The organism is Bacillus sp. AFS040349, from assembly GCF_002577655.1.
Lineage (GTDB): Bacteria > Bacillota > Bacilli > Bacillales > Bacillaceae > Metabacillus.
Genome location: NZ_NUMC01000019.1, coordinates 24,404 through 45,770, shown reverse-complemented (window position 1 = coordinate 45,770; position 21,367 = coordinate 24,404). Strand labels below are relative to the sequence as shown.

The following is a 21,367-nucleotide window of genomic DNA, read 5'->3' as shown; positions in this document are numbered from 1 at the left end:
TATAGGGTACATTTTAATTGACAGTCTCCTTTTACATTATTATTCAGTTACTACCCCGCCTGGATTTTGATAAAGAGCTCGCGCTTCATCTGCTGAAATTGCTAATCCATCATAAACACGAACTTCATCCATAAATCCTTTAAAAGGAGTATCCCAATAGTTAACACCTAAACCGAATACTGCGTCTATTGAATTAAATACATTCGGGAAATTTCCACCTGTAAATTTTTCTTCTCCATTAATATAAAATATAGCATTCCCTTCTTTAACAGTAAAAGCTAGGTGACTCCACTCTCCTACTGGAATAGTTGTATCTGTCACAGCATCAAACCATTGGTCACCGTTATGTGCCCAAACCATCGTATTGCCCCAACCTGTTTTCGGAACAACGCTAATCCAATTATTTGATGTTTCCGCTCCAAAGAAAGAGGTTGTAAATTCAGTAATTTGTTCAGGCTTTAACCACAAGGACACAGAATAAGTGTCACCTGTAATTAATCCATCACCTAAACGCAGCCCTGAATTGCCATCAAATTTTGCAGCTTTACCTGCAACACCCTCTGCAAAAGTAATTTGTCCACCACTATTATCTAATCGATTTCCTGTAACAGATGCATGTCGATTATTAACTGTTTGATCTTCTAGCGTATCATTAAAATTGTAATAACCTGATAAACCACCTTCTTCTTCTGCAAGCACTGTAACAGAGATCGTTAAAGTATCTGTAGCATCACCAGATTCGATAGTCGCAGTTAAATCTACTATTGCATCTTCAGAATCAGAGCTTGGGCGTGTTACCACTCCATCTGCAGAGATCACCTCAGGATTAGACGATTTCCAAGTGATTTTCGCTCCTCTTGTTGCTTCTTTTGCTAGTGCTAAGTTGCTAATGACTGTTGTAGGTAAACTTGTGCTCAACTCTTGTTTGATGGCTTGAACTAATTCTTCATCAGTAGATTCCTCAGAATAACTTCCCCAAATCACGACTCCCTCATCAGACATTGCACTAATCGTCATAACCCAGCTTTGTGATGTAGGATCGTATTGACGTATAAATACGCCATCATACGTACCTTCTCCATCGATCTTTAATTGCGCTCTATACTTACCGTATAGTTTCCATTTTCCAGTTACAGCACCTGAAATAGTTCCATTTTTATTTAATTTAATCCAGCTTGACTCTGTTAATTCATTAGTGATTTCTTTTCCATGATTAATATATTTATAGTCACCAATCACATCTTTTCTAAAAACCTTTTCAATTGTTTCACCGGCATAGCGATATGGTGTTGGCACTGGCCATTTATCTTTATTTTTAAATGTTTGATGTACACGAACCTCATGCATCTCCCCTTGTTGTGGGAAGCGAGTATGAGTAACGATAAATTCTTTTCCTAATTCTTTATCGATTAGATATGAGTTATGTCCTGGAGATAAGTAACCTGTACCGATTCCGGTACCTGCTTCACCAAGATCTCTTTTAAATAAAAAGTTACCAATCATTTTATTTCCAATATCTTTATGATCATCATTTCCCGGGAAGTTTCCTACTCCAAGATCAAATGATTCAGGAAAAACAGCCGAGTTTCCTTTGGCATCAACATAAGGTCCATCTGGATTTTTTGATCTAAATTGTCTCATTTGATAACCGCCATCTGACGCTAAACCACCGTATGTGATATATAAGTAATAATAGCCTGTTTCCTTATCATATACAGCATAAGTTCCTTCAGCAGATCTTCCATAGCCTGATGCTATTTTTGTTCCGAAATATCGATCAATCATTCTTCCATCTTTTGTTTTTCCATCCTTACCAGGATACTTTGGCAAGCCTGTTTTTTTATCTAATTCTAAAATAAATGTCCCACCAGACCAAGATCCGTAGGTCATGTATAAATCACCATTTTTCCCTTCAAGGATATTGGCATCAATTGCATTCGTGTAGAGCTTATTATTGTACGTACCAGTTTCTGTAAACCAATTTGGATTTACTTCGTCAATAACACCATCTTCAATAAGATCTGAAAGATTTGTATTCTCCCAATGCTTATTCACTTCACTGTTTCGATCATAGGCCTCCATATTAGTAAAACCAGAATACATTATCGTATCAACATATTTAAATGGCCCTTCAATATTTTTTGATACGGCTATTCCTATGGCAGATCTAATATAAGTAGAAGATACACTATAATACATCATGTAAGCACCTTTCGAGCCATCTTCATTTACATAATGTTTATTCCAATAAATATCAGGAGCCCAAACTGCAAAGCCACCTCTGCTATCCGCATCATCTTCTCCAGCCCATTGAAATGACTCTGCTAGGTTTGCTGACAAATCGCCATACACCTTATTATTTGGAGTTGTGTATCCATTCGTAAAATTATCCCAATTGATTAAATCTGTTGATTTAGCTGCATCAATATGTGAGCCATACACATAGTAAGTGCCCGTTTTAGGATCTTTAATGATAGACGGATCATGTACTGAAGCATTTCTAAATTCAAGTGATTCACTATTGCTTTCTTTTTCATAGCCGAGGGTACTACTTGGTATGACTAATAACAAAAATAAAAAAACAGATAAAAATCTTTTAAGATTATTTTTCACCTTTTCTCCTCCTTTGTTCTCCATACAAAGCTCAGTATTCATTAGTGAGTATAAAATTATTAAAAGCATATACTGCACCACAAACTATACGTACAAGTTATTTTATTATCTATTACTCAACCTTACAATACCTCCCTTTCATTTATTATTTGTACTTACAACTTAGTATATAAAACGCTTACATCTATAACAATAATACTTATCTACTAATTCTTACCTACTTCTTTCTTGAGAAAATTAGGTGAATATTTACATTTATCTTACAATCCCTACAAATTTTAATTAAATATAATAATGTATTAACTATAAAAAGCTCTTTACTCTACACACAATAGAATTATTGATTTGTTAAATGAATCAATTTCATAATGTATCATTTGTTACCAAAAAACGTATGAATTTCACCTTTATTAGTATTTTTATCCGTGTATTGTTTATTAACAAGTTCCGGATGAAGAAAAATGTTCGTTTTTTGATTTAAGAGTTATTATTATGAAATTAACTCAAATAATTATCGAAAAATAATTTTACTAGTTAACCAGTACAGTAGGTCTAAAGTAACACATAAGACTTCATTGACGATTTGGTTTTTAATAAAAGTTAATCATAAAACCGCACCGTTTATGATGCAAACGGGTTCGGTTTCCGAATACAAAACCGAGAGTATAAATATGCGGAGTTTTTCCGGTTAAACTGAAAAATGAAACTCAGTTTGGGGATATAAGCGGAATTTTTCCGGTTTAGCACAGTAAAATGGTCCATTTGCCTCTTTTTCGATTAAATAGGCGAAATCTTTCCGTCTATTTAATCTATTTTTCATGCTATTTCCTCATTAAGAGGAATTTCTCCGCTTATTTCCTGACGATTCTTGAAGATTGGGAAAAGCTTAATCGGGTGCTTATCTTGGTATAAAAAATGCTTGGAGCATATATATCTCCAAGCATTTTTCTTTGCTGATTTACTTGCCAAATTGCTTTTTAATCTTAGTGTGAACTACTATATGAAAAGTAATGTAGCCGGTTATTATGATGCGGTAACCTTTTTACTTCTATTTAGTTATTAACAATGTGAGATGGAATCGTATGGTTCCCTACTTCTCCATTCTGAAGCTGCTGTTTTGCAAGTTTTCGATATAAATTATGATGTTCAACTAGCTCATGATGTGTGCCAACTCCTGTTATTCTTCCACCGTCTAACACAACGATTTGATCTGCGTCAACTACCGTTGAGATCCGATGTGCAATAACAAGTGTTGTTCTCCCCTTCATTAAATGCTGAAGAGCTTTTTGAACTAGGAGCTCTGAAGCACTGTCCAAGTTAGAAGTTGCTTCGTCTAATAAAAGAATCTTTGGACCACGTATTAAAGCTCGAGCAATCGCAATTCGTTGCCTTTGCCCACCAGATAATTTGATCCCTCGCTCCCCTACCTCGGTATTAAATCCTCCTGGAAGGCGGGAAATAAATTCTGAAGCATTGGCAAGTTCTGCTGCTGTTTTCATTTCTTCCTCAGAAACTTCTCTTTCCATACCGTATATAATATTTTCTCGAATTGTTCCTGACATCAATGGGCTTTCCTGAGATACATAGCTAAATTGACTACGCCATGATTTCAAATTAAAATCTTTTATATTTGTATTTCCAAATAAGATTTCCCCTGAGTTTGGAAGATAAAATCTTTCGAGTAAGGCAAATAATGTTGTTTTTCCACTTCCACTTGGACCAACAAATGCTGTTGTTTTTCCAGTAGGAATCGATAAAGTCATGTTGTTTAGAATAGAGTTGTCTTTTTTATATCCAAAGGTTACTCCTTTGAATTGGATATCTTGAGAAGGATTTGTTACATGAAGGTGTTCAGCATGTGATTCTTTATCAGAGGCCAAAATCTGCTGAACTCGCTCAGCTCCTCCCATCGCCTTTTGAAAGGCAGTAAAGAAGCCTGCCATTTGGCTAAAGGGGACAACAATTTGAAACATATAAATGATGATGGCAACCAGAGATCCGGCTGATAAAGCACCAGATGCGACACGAACACCACCATAGCCAATTAATAAGACGAGAACAAGCATCATCGTAAAAGACATTAAAGGAGTAATGATAGCAAGAATTCGCGCTTCCTTTAAGCCATATTGAAATAAATGATCGATGCGCTTATTTCCATTTGTTTGTTCTGTTGTTTCTGCTAGAAAGGCTTTAACAAGACGAATATCAGATAATACTCTCCCTAAGTTAGCAGAAAACCCTGCCATCTCATCTTGAGTTAGCTTGGAAACTTTATACATTTTTTGTCCAAGCGGCATGATGATCGCTATCGACACTGGAACAGCAATAAGCATAATTAATGTCATCTTCCAATCTATTATAATAAGAATGACAATAGAGCCAATGATCGTAATTAATCCAGTAATAAAGGTTATCAAATGCTGAGTAATTAACGTTTTAATTGTATTGGTATCCTGTGTAATCCGACTCATTGTATCTCCCGATTCATGTTGATCAAAATAAGGAATCGGAGAATGAAGCACATGCTGCCAAAGTCTTTTTCTAATAGAGGCGACAATAGATTCTCCTAAGTACGTCATAAAATAATAGGAAAAGCCAGATGAAACAGTTTGCACAACAAAAGCAAAACCTAACAAAAGGATAACTGATAATTCTAAGGCTGATTGTGAGAGCTGATCCACCAGTGACTTTGTAAATAAAGGAACAACTAGCCCAGCCCCTGTCTCGAGTAAGCTAAGAATAACAGCCACACATAATATTTTGACAGGTGGCTTCGAATCTTTAATTAAAAGCCAGAAAGTACGAATATGATCTCCTTTAGGAAGGTTCTTTTGTTCCGTTTCCATAACTTACATTCACACCTTTCTTTTTTAAATAAACATCAAAAGCCTTTGCCATCCATTCTTCCTCTTCGCTTGAGAATGGTGAATGAAACAGCCATCTATCATCTTCCACTTCTTTATCTGAAATCTCTTGAACAAACCCAAGATCATCACCTGTTAAATCTTTCACAAGATACATCATTTCATCAATCAGTTCTTGAACTTGACTATCCTCTGGAACAAGATTAGTTAATTTTTTTAACTCCGTTGATATTTCTACCCACTTTTTTTCTAGTTCCAACTGTTTGCTCTCAGGAACACTATATATTTCATCTACTAATTCTTCATCTATATAACCTTTTAGCCATTCTTTCTGCTCATTTTCCATTTGAACCGTATTGATGAGTGTTATAAAGATAGATGGGTCAATTTCCTTATGATCTTCTACAATATGAAGAGCACGATCTAATGCCTTAATCACATTTTCAATTTGTTCTTTCTTTTGAATCATCTCTTTTCTTTGAAAAGTAAGAGTATCCTTCAAGTCCCAAGTTTCTTTTTGGAAAAATCCCTTAATTTGCTCTAATGAATAACCTAAAAATTTAAGTGTAACAATTCTTTGTAAAGTAACAAAGTCTTTATTTGTATAGTAGCGTCTTCCCTTTTCTGTTACATATGAAGGCTTTAATAGACCAAGTTCATCATAATAGTGTAAAGTGCGGATTGTTGTTGCTGTTTTCTTAGAAAATTCACCTATGGAATATTTCTCCTCCATGAATGATCCCTCCCTTTAAGATTCTATAATCATCATAAAACCTCACGTAACGTGAGAAGCAAGTGAAAAATGCATGATCTTTTTTTTCATAACTTCATATTACATACTTTAAAATCGTAAATATATCCTATAGGAACAAGCAACTTTTTTCCTATTTACGAATAGACTTTGTAATATACATCTATTTTTTTACCAAAAAAAGGAAATAAAACACAACCACCCTTTATCAACTAGTTAAGCACAACAACAGGACGGGGGGAATGTATGTTTTTTAATAAAGGAAAGTCTAAAAGTAGGAAAAAATTCATATTCCAAGATACTACTGGAAAACGATGGAGGAAAATTTGGTTAGCCTTACTGATTTTACTGATGTTCTTTTCCTCGATACTCTCAATTATCGGCTTTAGTTTATTTAATAACCCAGCACTTCCTCAGGTTCATCTTGAGAAGAGCTCTAGCATTCAGCCAGTTAATGAACCTTTTAAGGAAACCAAAAAAGAATTCCAACTCCCCGATAGGAATCAACAGCAGCCTTACAAGATATTAAAAGAGGAAATATATGGATTTTATTTAGTTGGGGATAAGGTAAGTGAACAATCTTTTAAGAATAACATTGATTCCCTTGGAGTATTGGTTCCAAACTGGTATTGGCTGGATTCCGATAAAACTCTCAGCGTAGAAGATGAAGAAGAGATTATTGATTTAGCACGTGAACATAAGGTAAAGATAATGCCTACTTTTTCTTTAGCGAAGGATACAGATGAGGCTGTTCTGAATGAGCTACTCAACACAGAGAATACTCGTACAGTTTTAATAAACTCACTTTTTCAAAAGATTAGAGAAAACCAATTTACAGGGATCAATATTGATCTTAAAGAAATAAGTGTAGATAATACAAATTCGTTTACGATGTTTATGACCGAATTATATCAGAAATTTCATACCAGTGATCTTCAAGTCATGATAACAGTATCTCCTGAAAATGATGCCTATGATTATAGTAAACTTGCCGCTACTGCAGATCGAATTATAGTGAAGTTCTTTAAGCAGCTACATGAATTGAAGCAACCAGAACCTGTTGCACCCATTGATTGGTTTCAACAAAAACTAGAGCAATTGCCTATTCCTTCCGAGAAGTTAATCGTATCTTTAAGCAATGAAGGATATGAATGGGATATGGAGAGAAAGGCACTCGTTAACTGTTTGATGTTTCACGAGGTGATGGAGGCTGCTAACTCTTCAAATCTTAAAGCTCAATGGGACTCAAACAGCATGAATCCTTATATTAGATTTACAAAGAATAATGTCCCTCATACAATTTGGTTTTTAGACGCTGCTACTTCTTACAATCAAATAAAAGTTGCGTTAACACATGATGTAAAAGGAATTGCAATTGATCAGCTAGGATATGAAGATCCCGGCTTATGGAAATATGTTAGTAATACATTTACCATGGAATCAACTTCAGTAAATTTAGAGAATATTGAAAATCCAATACCGGTTATGACGAAAGGAAACGGAGAAATTATTCGCCTATCAGGTATTTCTCAAGAAGGAAAACGAAAGATCACATTAGATTCTGACGGTTTTATTAGCAATGAAGTTTATCACAAATATCCACTTCTACATTACATTGAAAAATACGGAGGATCTCCGGATAAAAAGATCGTTTTGTCCTTTGATGATGGTCCAGACCCAGCTTTCACACCAAAAATTTTAGATATATTAAGCAAAGAACAAGTTCGTGCTTCCTTTTTTATTGTAGGTCAAAAGGCCGCGCTTTACCCTGATATTCTTCAGCGTATTCATCGAGAGGGACATGAAATTGGTAATCATACCTTCAGTCACTCAGATATAACAGAAGATAGCCCAAAAATGCTGCAGGCAGAACTAAATTCAACGCAGCGGTTAATTCAACAAATAACCGGCCACTCTACAACTCTTTATCGACCACCTTATACAATAGATCTTGAGTCTGATAGCACCGAAGAGTTAGTGCCCTACTTACAATCTCAAGAAATGGGCTACACAATGGTAGGGGCCTATATTGATCCAAAAGATTGGAACGTAACTTCAAGCAAAGACATTCTAAATAACACACTAGATCATCTATCTGATGGTCATATCGTCCTGCTGCACGATTCAGGGGGAGATCGATCAGCTACGGTCGAAGCACTTCCAGAAATCATTAAAGCATTAAAAGATAAAGGTTATACGTTTGTTACTTCAGCAGATCTTATAAATAAAAGCAGACTAGAAATGATGCCTAAAGTAGAAGAAGAACCATTTCCATACGTATTCTTTTATAAAATTGCTAACACAATTTATATTTGGATCGTTCATATTTGTACAGTTATTTTTATGCTCGGCATTATTTTAGGTATATTGCGTTTACTGATTCTATTCCTTTTCAGCCTTAAACATAGCAAAAATCATTCACTTTCTAAAACCTCGCCAGGATATCAACCTTACGTCAGTATTGTCATCCCCGCATATAACGAAGAAACCGTTATTGAAAAAACCCTACAATCCATTCTTAGGAGCCATTATCCCTACTTTGAAATCATTGTTGTTAATGACGGATCAAAAGATAAAACATCTGAAATCGTTTGGAAAATAGCAAGGAAAAGTTCTAGACCTTTACATCAAATGTTAAAGCCAAATGAAGGTAAAACGGCAGCAATTAACCATGGAGTTTTAAAGGCCAGAGGAGAAATTATCGTGATGTTGGATGCTGATACATCAATTACTCCAGATACTATTTCTTTACTTGTTAACCATTTCAGCGAGAAAAAAGTGGCAGGCGTTTCTGGAAATGTACGAATCGGCAATATACGAAATCTTATCACTCTTTGGCAGCATGTAGAATATGTAACAGGATTTAATCTTGAAAAAAGAGCGTTTCATGAATTAAATTGTATAACTGTCGTTCCAGGAGCAATAGGTGCCTTCCGTAAAAGCGCCATTATTAAAGCAGGCTTTTTTGCTGGAGATACCTTGGCAGAAGACACAGATATTACGTTGAAATTACTCAGAATGGGTTATCGCATTCATTATGAGCCTGAAGCACTTGGATATACAGAAGCACCAGAAACTATTAGGAGTTTCATAAAACAGCGATTTAGATGGTGTTATGGAATATTTCAATGCTTATGGAAGCATTCAGGAGCTCTTTTTAATCCAAAACAAAAAGGACTTGGATTCATCGGACTTCCTTATATGTGGTCACAATATGCATTCCAATCGTTAACACCTCTTATTGATATTGTTTTCTTAATCGGCCTGTTCGGTGATACGCCAAGAATTGTCACTTATTATATCCTATTTTTCCTAGTCGATCTTCTCGTTACATTTTACGCATTTCGACTAGAAAAATTGAGTACAAAACCGCTTTTACTACTTGTTTTACAACGTATCGTTTACCGTCATTTATTAACTTATGCAGTATGGAAAGCATTAGCCTTTGCTGCAAAAGGAGTTTTAATTGGCTGGAATAAACTGAAACGCTCAGGGAATGTTCTACTACCCTAATCTCCTCGATTACAAAGCTATAAATGGTTAGAGAAATCTTGAGTTTTTAATTTAGCCCAAGGTTTCCTGCCATTTAGAAAGGAAGGTAAAGTGTGAGGAAAAAACTGGTCTTAATACAGTTTTCCCGGGCAATTGTTCCGATCCTTGTTATGCTTTTTCATGTATCAGCAAACATGAAAGGATATTGGGACTATAATGTACTAGGTTTAGCATCTCTCCCTATTTCTGGAGGCGTAAATTATTTCTTTGCTTTATCTGGTTTCATGCTTTTTTATATTTATCAGGAAAAGCTTGGACAGCCTAGTCAGTTACAATCCTATCTAATAAACAGATTTATTAGAATTTATCCATTGTATTGGATCCTAACATGCATCGCTATACCAGTGCTTATATTTTTTCCATTCCTCGGTCTTGGTAACGAGATAAACTACGATTCTATCGTTCATTCTTTTCTCCTTATACCACACCCTGAAGGAATGGAGCCTATACTTGATATTGCCTGGTCATTAGTTTATACAATTTATTTTTATATAATCTTCGCCTTATTATTTCTCAAAAACCAAGTTATCTCCAAAGTTATTTTATTTGTTTGGACTTTAGTAACACTTGGATTTTTAACGAATATTTTCTGGTCAGAAGATTCAATCTTTTATTTCCTTTTTTATGAATATAACCTTATTTTTATAGCAGGGATGTTTTGTGCATATTTAGTAAAAAGTACCACATTAAATTTACAGCTTGCCATAACAATTGCTGGAGTTGGTTTTCTTATTTTTCCATTAACATGGCTTAATGAGGTCCATAAAATTATAAACCTAAGCTTTGATGTTAGCACTGGTTTAGCATCAGCCTTAATCATTTTTGGCCTCGCCTCAATTGATCTTCAAAAAGATATCACCTTACCAAGATTTTTTAACTATTTAGGCAATGCGTCATTATCAATCTATTTAGCTCACAACCTGCCGTTAAATACTTTTTCCCATCTTTTCTATAAGATAGGATTGTTTGAGAAAATCGGTGGAGTAGCTACAACGATCATTCTCTTAGTAATGATTACATGTGTTGGATGCTTGGTTCATTCATATATTGAAAAACCTCTTGTTAAACATTTAAAAAGCCGTTTTTAATTGAAGTGTTTTTTCCTCAAAAATTAACTATGAAATAGAAAAGACAGGTATCCCTATTACCTGTCTTTTCTGACGATGTAATTATTATTTTAAATTTAAACCATTACCCGCGCGCCCATTTAGTAATAGCTTCTATATCCTCAGGCTTCGTTCTACAACAACCACCTATAATTTTCGCACCTGCATCAAACCAACGTTGAGTACTATAGGAAAATTGATTTGTAGATGATGTTTCATTCCATGTCTTGCTCATTGCATCATATTCCTCACCTGAATTAGGGTAAACAATAATTGGTTTAGAGGTTCTACCCTTTATTTCTTTAATTAGTGAGTCAATGAAGTTTGGAGATGAACAATTTATACCAATTGCCGCTACTTGCTCCTCTCCATCTAGCTCTTTTGCACAGTCAGTTATTTTATCTCCATTACTAATGTGTTTTTCATCCTTTGCACTAAAACTAATCCAAGCATAAACCCCTGGAAATTCCTTTAGTACTCTAATAATGGCTTTGGCCTCTAGAAGACATGGAATTGTTTCACAGGCAAGGATATCAGCACCTGCTTCTACCAAGATTTTAATTCTTCCTCTATGAAAGACAACCAATTCTTCTTCGCCTAATTCGTAATCCCCTCGATATTCGGAGCCATCTGCAAGAAATGCCCCATACGGACCAACAGAAGCGGCCACTAACGGCTTTGGTCGGTTTGAGGGCTGATTAACTTCTTCCCAAAACTCATCGCGAGCCTTCGTTGCAATTTGAACAGACTTTTTAATTAATTTGATTGCCTCTTCCTCAGTTAAGCCTCTTTCTATATATCCTTCAACTGTGGCTTGGTAACTTGCCGTTATGGCACAATCTGCACCTGCTTTAAAGTAATCAGTATGAACCTGTTTTATTAACTCTGGATTTTCTAATAATATCTTGGCTGACCATAAGCGATCATTTAAATTACACCCATAATTCTCGAGCTCTGTTGCCATAGCCCCATCAATAATCATAATTGGAAAATCACTTAAAATCTGTTCAATTGGGTTCATTTCATTCTTTTCCTTCCTATAGTAAAGCTACAAGAAGGAATCACATCATTACTTCTTTAATACTTTACTTAAAAATTTCTTCGTTCTTTCAACGCTAGGATTGCTGAAAATTTGTTCTGCTGTTCCCTCTTCAAGGATTGTTCCATCTTCCATAAAAACAACTCGGTCAGAAATCTCACGTGCGAAATTAAGCTCGTGTGTTACAATCAGCATTGTATTCCCTTCATTTGCAACAGCTTTTATCACTGATAAAACTTCATCAACTAGCTCTGGATCAAGAGAGGAGGTTGGCTCATCAAATAATAACACTTCTGGATTAAGTGCAAGTGCTCTTGCAATCCCTACCCTTTGCTGTTGTCCTCCTGAAAGCTGTGCTGGATAATGATTTAATCGATCTTTCAAGCCAACCTTTTCAAGAAGATCTTTTCCTATTTTATTAGCTTCAACTGGATTCATACGCTTTACACTTGTTAAGCCAATCATGACATTTTGTAGCACAGTTAAATTCTTAAATAAATTATACTGTTGAAAGACCATTCCTGTTGATGTTCTTAAAGCAAGAACATCTGCCTTGTTTGCTGACTCAACATCTACTCTCGTACCATTAATTTCAACAATTCCACTAGTAGGAGTCTCCAGGAAGTTTATACAACGTAATAGAGTTGATTTCCCTGATCCACTTGGCCCCAAAATAGAGACAACCTCTCCTTTATTAATAGAAAGATCAATCCCTCTTAACACATGCTGTTGATCAAAGTATTTATGGATATTTTCTAAATGAATCATGAGACTATCCCTCTTTCATATCTCCGGACACGCTTCTCTACTAAAATAAGTAATCTCTCAATTAAGATACATAGAATCCAATAAATGATAGAAACAGCTATGTAAACTTCAAAAAAGGCCAACCCACGTGAGCCCATAATTTTGGCTTGTCCCATAATATCAATAACACCAATAATAAATACAAGTGAAGTGTCCTTAATTGTACTGATAAACATATTTCCCAAATTAGGGATTGCAACTGCTAAAGCCTGTGGGAAAATAATTTTTAACATCATCTGCGATGGACTCATCCCTATAGCCTTAGCTGCTTCAAACTGACCTCGATCAACAGATTCTATGGCTGATCTGATTGTTTCAGACAAATAGGCACCCAAGTTAATAGAAAATGCTAATAATGCATAAACTTCAGGAGCAATAATGTTTACATCTACATTTTGAAGCAAACCATATTCTGTTTGAAACAAGTAAATGACTTTTGGAATTCCATAAAAAACAAGATAAAGCTGCACCAACAATGGTGTGCCTCTTATAAAAGATACATAAAAAGAAGAGATTGTCTTCAATACTGGAACTTGATATATCTTTATAAGTGCGGTAGCAAGTCCAATAACTAAACTTATAATTAATGAACCTACGGCAATTCCAATTGTAATAGGTAACCTTGCAACGATAGCAGGAAAGCTTTCTATTAAAAAACTAATATCTAGTAAATTCTCCATTTTGTATTTCCTTCTCCAACCCTATTCAGGGATATATTCTCCACCAGTCCACTTTTTCGAAAGCTCAGCTAATGTTCCATCTTCTTTCAGTTCTTTAATAACGGGGTCGACCAGTGCTTTTAAATCTTCACCCTGCTTCTCAGCTTTAAATACAATTCCCATGTCATCTTGAACGATTGGCTGCCCAACAACTTCTACATCAAGATCATACTTTTCCATAACGGTGCTAATCATGATTGGATCATTAACATAGGCATCAATACGCCCGTTTTGTACATCTTGTAAAATCTCTGAAGGAGTACCACTTTCGCTATATTTTAAAATAATGTCATTCTCAGCCTTCTTATTATGTTCTTCTAGCAAAAGCGTATAAGAATCACCAGCCAATACTCCTACCTTCTTACCCTCTAAATCCTCTATTGATTTAATATCAGTTCGACCCGATTTCACAACAATAACTGTTTCTGCAGCAAAATAAGATTCGTCTGTAAATAAGTATTTCTCTTCACGTTCTGGTGTTTTGGCAATTTGATCAGCAACTGCTTGAATTTTATTTGATTCTAGTGCAAGAAACATACTATCCCAAGGTGTTGCAACAAATTCAAACGTATAACCATCTAGCTTTTTATCAATTTCCTTCACTACGTCAATATCATATCCTGTAAGGTCATTGTTCTCATCAGCAAAAGCAAATGGTGGATAATCATTTTGTGTTCCAACTAAAATGACTTTATCGCCTGTATCTTCATTTGCTGTTTCTTTTGATGAACAACCACTTACTATTCCAGCTAGTCCTATTAGTGCAATTATTGGTACAAGTAAACGAGATTTTCTTTTCATTTTCATTCATTGACTCCTTTTTTAATAGATTATGATGTCATTGTTTAATTCTTACTAAAATCATAGGAATAATATTGTTATTATAACGAATAGAATCGGCATTGCAATATTTATTTTTAATTTTATGTAAATTTCGAATTATCATATATAATAATCACAAGTTCCAAAAACTTAATAAAAAAAGCCTCCTTCAATCAGAAAGAGGCTTTACTATCTAAACCTTATCTCTCAGAATGAAACACTCTGCAGGAATTAGCACCTTTCATAAAAAATGATGGTTGCTGGACGTCGTCGGGCCTGTCCCTCAGTCTCTCGTGATAAGATATTCAGTTTTTAATATATTATGATATTATTTAATATTAAGACTATTGTCAAACAAAATTTCTACTAACTCCCATTTCATGGTTTAAAACATACATATAAGTTCCAAGCAAACAATAAAATTTTATTATCTATAAGGAGACATATAATTTGGAAACGAATAATATTTTTGACGTAGCAATCATTGGTGCAGGTACGATGGGAATGGCAGCTGGTGCCTTTTTAGCTCAACAGAAAGTAAAGACTGTTTTAATAGACGCCTTTGATCCACCACATAATCGCGGAAGTCACCATGGAGATACTCGGATGATTCGGCATGCCTATGGTGAAGGCAGACAGTATGTAAGTTTGGTAAAACGCGCTCAACAATTATGGGAGGAGTTAGAATCACAGACTGGCTATAAGATTTTTGAAAAAACAGGTGTTATTGGACTCGGACCAAAAGACTCTCCATTTCTTCAGGAAACAATAGCTGCTGCAAACAAATACGAATTGCCTATAGAGGTCCTTACTAGTAATGAAATAAAAAAAAGATGGCCCGGATTTTCTGTTCCAGAACATTTTATAGGGTGCTTTGAAGCAGAATCAGGGTTAATCTACAGTGAGAATGCTATTAAAGCCTATAAAGAAATTGCTATTAATAATGGAGCACAGCTTGAGACAAATACTCCTGTTCAGCAAATTGAAACAGATGGCAAATCTGTTGTCAAAATTATAACTGAAAGTAAGGTATTTTGGGCTAAAAAGGTCATTGTTACTGTTGGTGCATGGGCTTCTAAACTATTACCAGATCTAGCACTTCCTATTCAACCAACACGTAAAGCCTTCGGTTGGTTTGACGCACCTGCTGACCTGTATGATGTTGCTTACTTCCCATCTTTTTATATAGAGGATAAGGAAAATATGTGTTATGGATTCCCAAACATAGATGGGGCAGGTCTTAAAATTGGAAGATCAGATGGTGGACAAGATATAGATCCTAACAAGCATACTCAGAATTTTGGACTATTTGATACAGATGAAGACGAACTCCGTTTTTTCCTTAAAAACTACATGCCCGAAGCAAACGGATTACTAAATCAAGGTAAAACTTGTTTATATACAATTTCAAGGGACAATCATTTTATTATCGATCACCATCCTAAGCATGATCACATTATTTTTGCATGTGGTTTCTCTGGACATGGTTTTAAATTTGCGAGCGTAATGGGAGAAGTATTAAGCGAGTTAGCAGTGAACGGACAAAGCAAGTTTGATCTTTCAATATTTTCACTCAAGAGGTTTGGTTTGTGATTTTTTTCTATATTAATTATGCCTGTTATGGAATAGATTTTAAGGATGATCTAAAGAGTACCATCATAAAGTAAAAAAATTTATTTTACTAGTTTTCTATAATCATCATCCTTCCTTAAGTCAACGAATATCATAAATACGATTAGCAAAACATTCATAGGAGTGATCGTAATGCCTATCGTTGATGGTACTTCTTTTGTTTACACGGTTAAACAAGGAGACACCGTGTATTCCATAGCCTCGAGAATTGGAGGAACTGTTCCTCTTCTAGTAGAAGCAAATGCGATCTACCCTCCTGTTACAGATCCATATCTCATCTTTCCTGGTGAGGTATTAGTTATCTCAACACCTGGTAATAGACAGGTGAATCACATTGTTAGTACTGATGAATCATTAAATAGGATCGCTCAACGATATTCAACATATGTCGATTTACTTCAAGGGGTAAATACACAAATTGTTAACCCTAACGTTATCTATCAGAATCAAGTTCTTCGTGTTCCTGCTCTTGTTTATTTAGTTGAACAAGGAGACACATTAAACAAACTTGCCAAACGCTTTGGCATTTCTTTATCAACACTACTTAATGCCAATCGCCAGCGACTAGGTATCTCACCTGATGTTATTTACCCTGGGTATCAACTTATTATCCCGCTTCCAACGTCTAAAAATATTGTTGTTTTTCAACCATTACCTGGGACAGTTATTCGTGCTGGACAGCAGCTATCAGGATTTGCCCGTGCCTTTGAAGGAGTCATTCTCTATCGTATTGTTGATGATAATGGTCAAGTTGTAACCCAGGAAGCACCGATCCAAACAACAGCAGGTGCCCCTGCATATGGATCCTTCTCCATTCCAATCACATTTAATCAGCAACCGACTGCTCGGTCTGGAGAGCTATGGATTTACACTCGAAGTCCACGAGATGGTAGGATTGAAGATTTGGTTCAGGTGCTTGTGAGGTTTTAAGGAGACCTTAAAAATAATTCGTTATCTAGTTGTAAGAAGACAGGTTACTTAAACCTGTCTTCTTTTTTAATGCACGATCATAGTTACTTGTATGGTTAAATCTTCATACATTCGTCATCACTTTTAATTGCTCGACAAGATCCTCTTTTGATAAGAGTAGCATTCACCTTCTCTACAATCCCCTGTTGCTGTTCTTTCTCAATTGATTCAATAAGAAGGGTTGTTGCTTTTTTAGCGATATCTGAAAATGAAATTTCGACTGTTGTTAGTGGTGGATTTAGATAAGATGAAAAAAATGAGTTATCGAATCCAATGATTGAAATATCTTCCGGAATGCGTAACCCTAATTCACTTATTGCTTTATAGGCACCGATTACCATCGTATCATTGCTTACAAAAATGGCTGTTGGTGGATTAGGCCCTCTAAGGAGATATTTTACACCTTCGTATCCACTTCTCTCCGTAAAATCACCATGGTAAATAGCATCCTTTGTCATCTCTATTCCGTGTTGCATTAGCGTTGTTTTGAATCCTGCTAGCCTTTCTTTTGCAGACAATTTATTTAAATTTCCGGTAATAATGCCAATAGAAGTATGTCCAAGTTCCAATAAGTACGATACCGCCTTAACGCTACCTTCATAGTTATCCGCATTAATATAGATCGCATTGTGATTTTTGTTATAAACCTCACTCGTATCTATCATAGCAATGAAATGTTTTTGTTCTATCAAATTAAATATAAGATCGTTTTCTGCTTCCTGCGTCCCTACAAAAATGGCTCCATCAATTATCTTTTGATAAAAAATACTTTGGACTTTTTTTAAATCTTCTTTTGAATATGCAATAGAGATAAGAACATAATAATCCATTTTATTTGCTTGGTCACTGACTGCACTAACAATTGGAGAAAAAAACGGGTTATCATGTATTAAAGTATCATCCGTTGATTTGATATGATGAGGTTCCTCACTATCTTTTACATCTAATAAAATGATTGCAATCATTTTATTTTTTATGCCAGCTAACTTTTGTGCTGAAGCATTGGGAGCGTAATTGTATTCTTCAATAGCCTTCCAAACTCTATCTCTTGTGGATTGTGGTATATCTGGGTAATTATTAATAACTCTTGATATTGTACTTCTAGATAATCCTAAAAGTTTAGCTAAGTCCTCACTGCGCATAAAGTCTCCACCTAATCAATGATATGTATCATATTATATCAGAAAATATATTTGGTGATTTATTCCATATTTAAATTCATTATTTTAAAATAAAGAGAGGCTTCCATAAGGTCATAGACCTAATTTAATTAGTGGGAATTAAATATTAAAGACACTGGGAATTTTTTCATTCAAAGTGATTGAAATTTTCTGATTTATCGTTTAATATCGTTATTGAAAGCGTTTTCTGTTACTGTTGGCAAATACATAACTGTGATTAATGTTTTTTTTTACACTTTTACTAACACGCGTTAGTAGGTGCGGAATTACTTTCTTAATAAGGAGATAACTAGATTAAATTTTAACCATTTCACTTTGAAATAGTTTCAAGTAATATATGAATATTTTATACAATCTATAGAAACCGGTTTCTTTAAAGGTGGTGATTACTTTTAACAAACATTTAGCAATAAAATTCTAATAATATGGAGGTTAATGATGAATTTTAGAAAATTGGTTATCCTTTCAATTGCAGTTATTCTATTTAGTTCAAGCTTTCCCTTTAAAAGTATTGTTTCAGCTGCTGAAAACCCATCAAATGGTACAAGCTCAGCTTCACAAGATTGGGAATTAATTTGGTCTGACGAATTTAATGGCAACGATATAAACATGAAAAACTGGAGTTATGATGTTCCTACAAATGGTAGATATAACGGAGAAATACAATCGTATACAGAAAATAATGCCTTTGTTAAAGATGGATCTCTTATTCTTGAGGCTAGGAAAGAAGACATTACAGAGGCAGATGGAAAAACATATAATTACTCATCTGCTAAACTCATTTCCAAAGGTAAACAAAAATGGACGTATGGAAAAGTTGAAGTAAAAGCGAAGATGCCTTCAGGACAAGGAATCTGGCCTGCAATTTGGATGATGCCAGAGGATGAACCATTCTATGGTACATGGCCAGTTAGTGGAGAAATTGACATTATGGAACTGTTAGGACATGAACCTGGTACAATCCATGGAACGATCCACTTCGGTAATCCGCATCAACAACGACAAGGACATTATTATTTACCTAAGGGTCAATCTTTTGCTGATGATTACCATATTTACAGCATTGAATGGGAACCTGGTGAAATTAGATGGTACCTTGATGGAAATTTATATCACACTGCAAATGACTGGTTCAATAAAAGTGATTCTAATGCCGATAACTATACCTATCCAGCACCATTTGATCAAGATTTCTTCTTAATTATGAACATTTCAGTAGGTGGCGGCTGGCCAGGCAATCCTGATGAAACTACGGTATTCCCTCAACAAATGGCAGTTGATTATGTAAAAGTCTATCAAAAAGATGAGTACCCTGTGCGTGATAAGCCTATAAGTGAGAAAGAAGACGATGTTAGAGCTCCTCTTGAGGATGGTAACTACGTTTACAATGGTAGCTTTGATATAGATGACTCTGATGTAGACGGTGTAGAAGGTGTTAAATACTCTGATTATTGGACATTCTCTAAAGATGGTGGCGCAATGGCTAATCTTGCACCAAATAACGGTGCAATGGATGTACAAATTCAATCTGGCGGTAATGTCGAGCACGGAGTTCAATTGCTTCAAGCACCAATTCATCTTATAAAAGGAGCTAAGTATAAAGCTTCCTTTAAAGCAAAAGCAGAGGCTGAAAGACAAGTAAAAGTTAAAATAGGTGGAGATGGAGATCGAAGTTGGAAAGATTATGCTGGTCAAGATCCCTTCACTCTAACAACCTCTTGGAAAGATTATTCATTTGAATTTACTATGAATGATGAAACAGATATTAAAGCTCGATATGAATTCAATATGGGACTAAACGACGGTGATATTTCACTTGATGATGTAAAATTAGAGAAAATTGCCGATGCACCTCCTGTTGATCCATCAAAAATTGTAAGAGATCCACTTCCAACTGGAAATTACATCTATAACGGTACTTTTGACCAAGGTACTGAGAGAATGGGTTATTGGGAATTTAGAACAGACGAATCAGCAAAAGCAACTAAATATATCGGAAGTGCAGTTAATGAAAGAAGATTTGAAGCACTAATTAGCAATGGTGGTAACAATAAAAATTCAGTACAATTAGCTCAAAATGGCTTTAACCTAGAAAATGAAAAACCATATCAATTAACCTTCGAGGCAAGTGCAGAAGCAGAAAGAAATATTCAGGTAGCTATAACGAACTCAAAATCTGAAATAATACATGAAGAAACAGTTAACTTAACACCAACTACACAAAAATACACATTAGATTTTACAAATAATCTTGCAACGGATAATAGATCTGAGCTCCAATTTAATATTGGTGGTAATCAAAACGATGTGTACATTGATAATGTATTCATGAAAAGACTACCATTGGAGCAGGTAGAAGATAACCTTGTTAAAAATGGAATCTTTGACGGCTTAGCTGGTTGGAGTGCAGAAGCATATAATCCTGGTAAAGCAACTTTTGCAGTTAACGAAGATGGACAATTTAAAGCAGGTATTACTGATATTGGTACTGCTGATTGGAACATTCAATTATTCCAACATGGAATGAATATCGAAAAAGATGCTACTTATGAGGTATCTTTTGATGCAAAGTCTACTGTGGAACGACCATTACGTGTACAAATTCAACATAATGGTGAAGAAGACAACAATTGGACAGGATACTTTGATCAAGCGGTAGATTTAACAGATACATTACAGACATTTACCTACAAGTTTAAAATGACTGAACCAACAGATCCATCAGCCAAATTTGGTTTTGCTTTAGGAAAAGATGCTGATGGATTAACACCAGCAGAAATACAGGATGTATTTATTGACAATGTTATTATTAGGAAAGTAGAAGACAATAGTAATCCAGAAAATCCTCCAGGCACTGAAGATCCGGACACTGAGAATCCAGGCATTGATGATCCAGACACTAAAGATCCGGGTACTAAAGATTCGGGTACTAAAGATCCGGGCACTAAAGATCCGGAAAAACAGGTTGAAAATTCTGGAGATAAACAAAAATTACCCAACACTGCAACTAGCACGTTTAACCTACTAGCTTTAGGATTATTAGTAGTCATTTTAGGCTCAGTTTTAGCTATTAAAGTTCGTAGAAAAAAATTCATTTAACAGTCAATAGCACTATTCCCTTTGAGAAATAGTGCTATTTTTTTATAAAATAAATAAACGTTTGTTAAAGAGATTAAGCACTCACACTCCAATTGGTAAAATGTGTCCAAAGGATATTCTCTCCAGCCCTTTTCTGTTTTCATATGATAATCATTTTAGGTATTCATTGCTTCTATTTTCCCGCCTTATTAAAGCCTCTAAAAATGAGAATCT

13 protein-coding genes and 1 riboswitch are annotated in these 21,367 nt (G+C 35.1%); of the genes, 5 read left to right on the top strand and 8 right to left on the bottom strand.

Going from position 1 to position 21,367, the window contains the following annotated elements; all coding sequences use genetic code 11:
- Window positions 1–39: 39 nt before the first annotated feature.
- From COD11_RS05575 to COD11_RS05565, 3 genes are all read right to left on the bottom strand, one after another.
- Entirely contained in the window at window positions 40–2,637 is a 2,598-nt protein-coding gene (locus COD11_RS05575; RefSeq protein ID WP_176550989.1) for a lipocalin-like domain-containing protein, read from the bottom strand.
- A gap of 1,028 nt (window positions 2,638–3,665) precedes the next feature.
- Window positions 3,666–5,459, bottom strand: a complete 1,794-nt coding sequence (locus COD11_RS05570; RefSeq protein WP_098795771.1) for an ABC transporter ATP-binding protein — start codon at window positions 5,457–5,459, stop codon at window positions 3,666–3,668.
- Window positions 5,431–6,210: a MerR family transcriptional regulator gene (locus tag COD11_RS05565; protein ID WP_098795770.1), complete on the bottom strand. Its 780-nt coding sequence runs from the start codon at window positions 6,208–6,210 to the stop codon at window positions 5,431–5,433. The genes COD11_RS05570 and COD11_RS05565 overlap by 29 nt, the downstream gene beginning before the upstream one ends.
- Window positions 6,211–6,474: 264 nt before the next feature.
- Between COD11_RS05565 and COD11_RS05560 the strand changes: the two genes are divergently transcribed.
- Both COD11_RS05560 and COD11_RS05555 read left to right on the top strand, forming a co-directional pair.
- Entirely contained in the window at window positions 6,475–9,741 is a 3,267-nt protein-coding gene (locus COD11_RS05560; protein ID WP_098795769.1) for a trifunctional glycoside hydrolase family 18/polysaccharide deacetylase/glycosyltransferase family 2 protein, read from the top strand.
- Window positions 9,742–9,833: 92 nt separating this feature from the next.
- Window positions 9,834–10,868 (top strand): acyltransferase family protein, encoded by a 1,035-nt coding sequence (locus COD11_RS05555; RefSeq protein ID WP_098795768.1) that lies wholly within the window; start codon window positions 9,834–9,836, stop codon window positions 10,866–10,868.
- 103 nt (window positions 10,869–10,971) lie between these two features.
- Here the strand turns inward: COD11_RS05555 and mmuM are convergent, their stop codons facing one another.
- Genes mmuM through COD11_RS05535 form a run of 4 tightly spaced genes read right to left on the bottom strand, consistent with a single transcriptional unit; the run spans window position 10,972 to window position 14,258 of the window.
- On the bottom strand, window positions 10,972–11,907 hold the full coding sequence (gene mmuM, locus COD11_RS05550; RefSeq protein ID WP_098795767.1) for a homocysteine S-methyltransferase: 936 nt from the start codon (window positions 11,905–11,907) through the stop codon (window positions 10,972–10,974).
- 48 nt (window positions 11,908–11,955) lie between these two features.
- Window positions 11,956–12,693 (bottom strand): amino acid ABC transporter ATP-binding protein, encoded by a 738-nt coding sequence (locus tag COD11_RS05545; RefSeq protein ID WP_098795766.1) that lies wholly within the window; start codon window positions 12,691–12,693, stop codon window positions 11,956–11,958.
- Window positions 12,690–13,412, bottom strand: a complete 723-nt coding sequence (locus COD11_RS05540; RefSeq protein ID WP_098795765.1) for an amino acid ABC transporter permease — start codon at window positions 13,410–13,412, stop codon at window positions 12,690–12,692. The genes COD11_RS05545 and COD11_RS05540 overlap by 4 nt, the downstream gene beginning before the upstream one ends.
- A gap of 21 nt (window positions 13,413–13,433) precedes the next feature.
- Entirely contained in the window at window positions 13,434–14,258 is an 825-nt protein-coding gene (locus COD11_RS05535) for a transporter substrate-binding domain-containing protein (protein WP_255301543.1), read from the bottom strand.
- A 212-nt stretch (window positions 14,259–14,470) separates the two neighbouring features.
- Window positions 14,471–14,576: riboswitch (SAM riboswitch) on the bottom strand.
- 147 nt (window positions 14,577–14,723) lie between these two features.
- Here COD11_RS05535 and solA point away from each other — a divergent pair.
- Together solA and COD11_RS05525 are read left to right on the top strand one after the other, a co-directional pair.
- The gene (gene solA / locus COD11_RS05530) at window positions 14,724–15,866 is read left to right on the top strand and encodes an N-methyl-L-tryptophan oxidase (protein WP_255301542.1); all 1,143 of its coding nucleotides are present in this window, start codon (window positions 14,724–14,726) and stop codon (window positions 15,864–15,866) included.
- Window positions 15,867–16,037: 171 nt separating this feature from the next.
- On the top strand, window positions 16,038–16,835 hold the full coding sequence (locus tag COD11_RS05525; RefSeq protein ID WP_098795764.1) for a LysM peptidoglycan-binding domain-containing protein: 798 nt from the start codon (window positions 16,038–16,040) through the stop codon (window positions 16,833–16,835).
- A gap of 95 nt (window positions 16,836–16,930) precedes the next feature.
- On the opposite strand, the gene COD11_RS05520 is transcribed toward COD11_RS05525, so the two are convergent.
- Window positions 16,931–18,016, bottom strand: a complete 1,086-nt coding sequence (locus COD11_RS05520; RefSeq protein ID WP_098795763.1) for a LacI family DNA-binding transcriptional regulator — start codon at window positions 18,014–18,016, stop codon at window positions 16,931–16,933.
- A 477-nt stretch (window positions 18,017–18,493) separates the two neighbouring features.
- Here COD11_RS05520 and COD11_RS05515 point away from each other — a divergent pair, with 477 nt between their 5' ends.
- Window positions 18,494–21,154: a carbohydrate binding domain-containing protein gene (locus tag COD11_RS05515; protein WP_098795762.1), complete on the top strand. Its 2,661-nt coding sequence runs from the start codon at window positions 18,494–18,496 to the stop codon at window positions 21,152–21,154.
- The last annotated feature ends 213 nt before the right edge of the window (window positions 21,155–21,367 follow it).

Bases quoted from the DNA above. Each gene is read 5' to 3' on its own strand.
- COD11_RS05575 (WP_176550989.1), bottom strand. From the start codon at position 2,637: ATGGAGAACAAAGGAGGAGAAAAGGTGAAAAATAATCTTAAAAGATTT.
- COD11_RS05570 (WP_098795771.1), bottom strand. From the start codon at position 5,459: ATGGAAACGGAACAAAAGAACCTTCCTAAAGGAGATCATATTCGTACT.
- COD11_RS05565 (WP_098795770.1), bottom strand. From the start codon at position 6,210: ATGGAGGAGAAATATTCCATAGGTGAATTTTCTAAGAAAACAGCAACA.
- COD11_RS05560 (WP_098795769.1), top strand. From the start codon at position 6,475: ATGTTTTTTAATAAAGGAAAGTCTAAAAGTAGGAAAAAATTCATATTC.
- mmuM (WP_098795767.1), bottom strand. From the start codon at position 11,907: ATGAACCCAATTGAACAGATTTTAAGTGATTTTCCAATTATGATTATT.
- COD11_RS05545 (WP_098795766.1), bottom strand. From the start codon at position 12,693: ATGATTCATTTAGAAAATATCCATAAATACTTTGATCAACAGCATGTG.
- COD11_RS05540 (WP_098795765.1), bottom strand. From the start codon at position 13,412: ATGGAGAATTTACTAGATATTAGTTTTTTAATAGAAAGCTTTCCTGCT.
- COD11_RS05535 (WP_255301543.1), bottom strand. From the start codon at position 14,258: ATGAAAATGAAAAGAAAATCTCGTTTACTTGTACCAATAATTGCACTA.
- COD11_RS05525 (WP_098795764.1), top strand. From the start codon at position 16,038: ATGCCTATCGTTGATGGTACTTCTTTTGTTTACACGGTTAAACAAGGA.
- COD11_RS05520 (WP_098795763.1), bottom strand. From the start codon at position 18,016: ATGCGCAGTGAGGACTTAGCTAAACTTTTAGGATTATCTAGAAGTACA.
- COD11_RS05515 (WP_098795762.1), top strand. From the start codon at position 18,494: ATGAATTTTAGAAAATTGGTTATCCTTTCAATTGCAGTTATTCTATTT.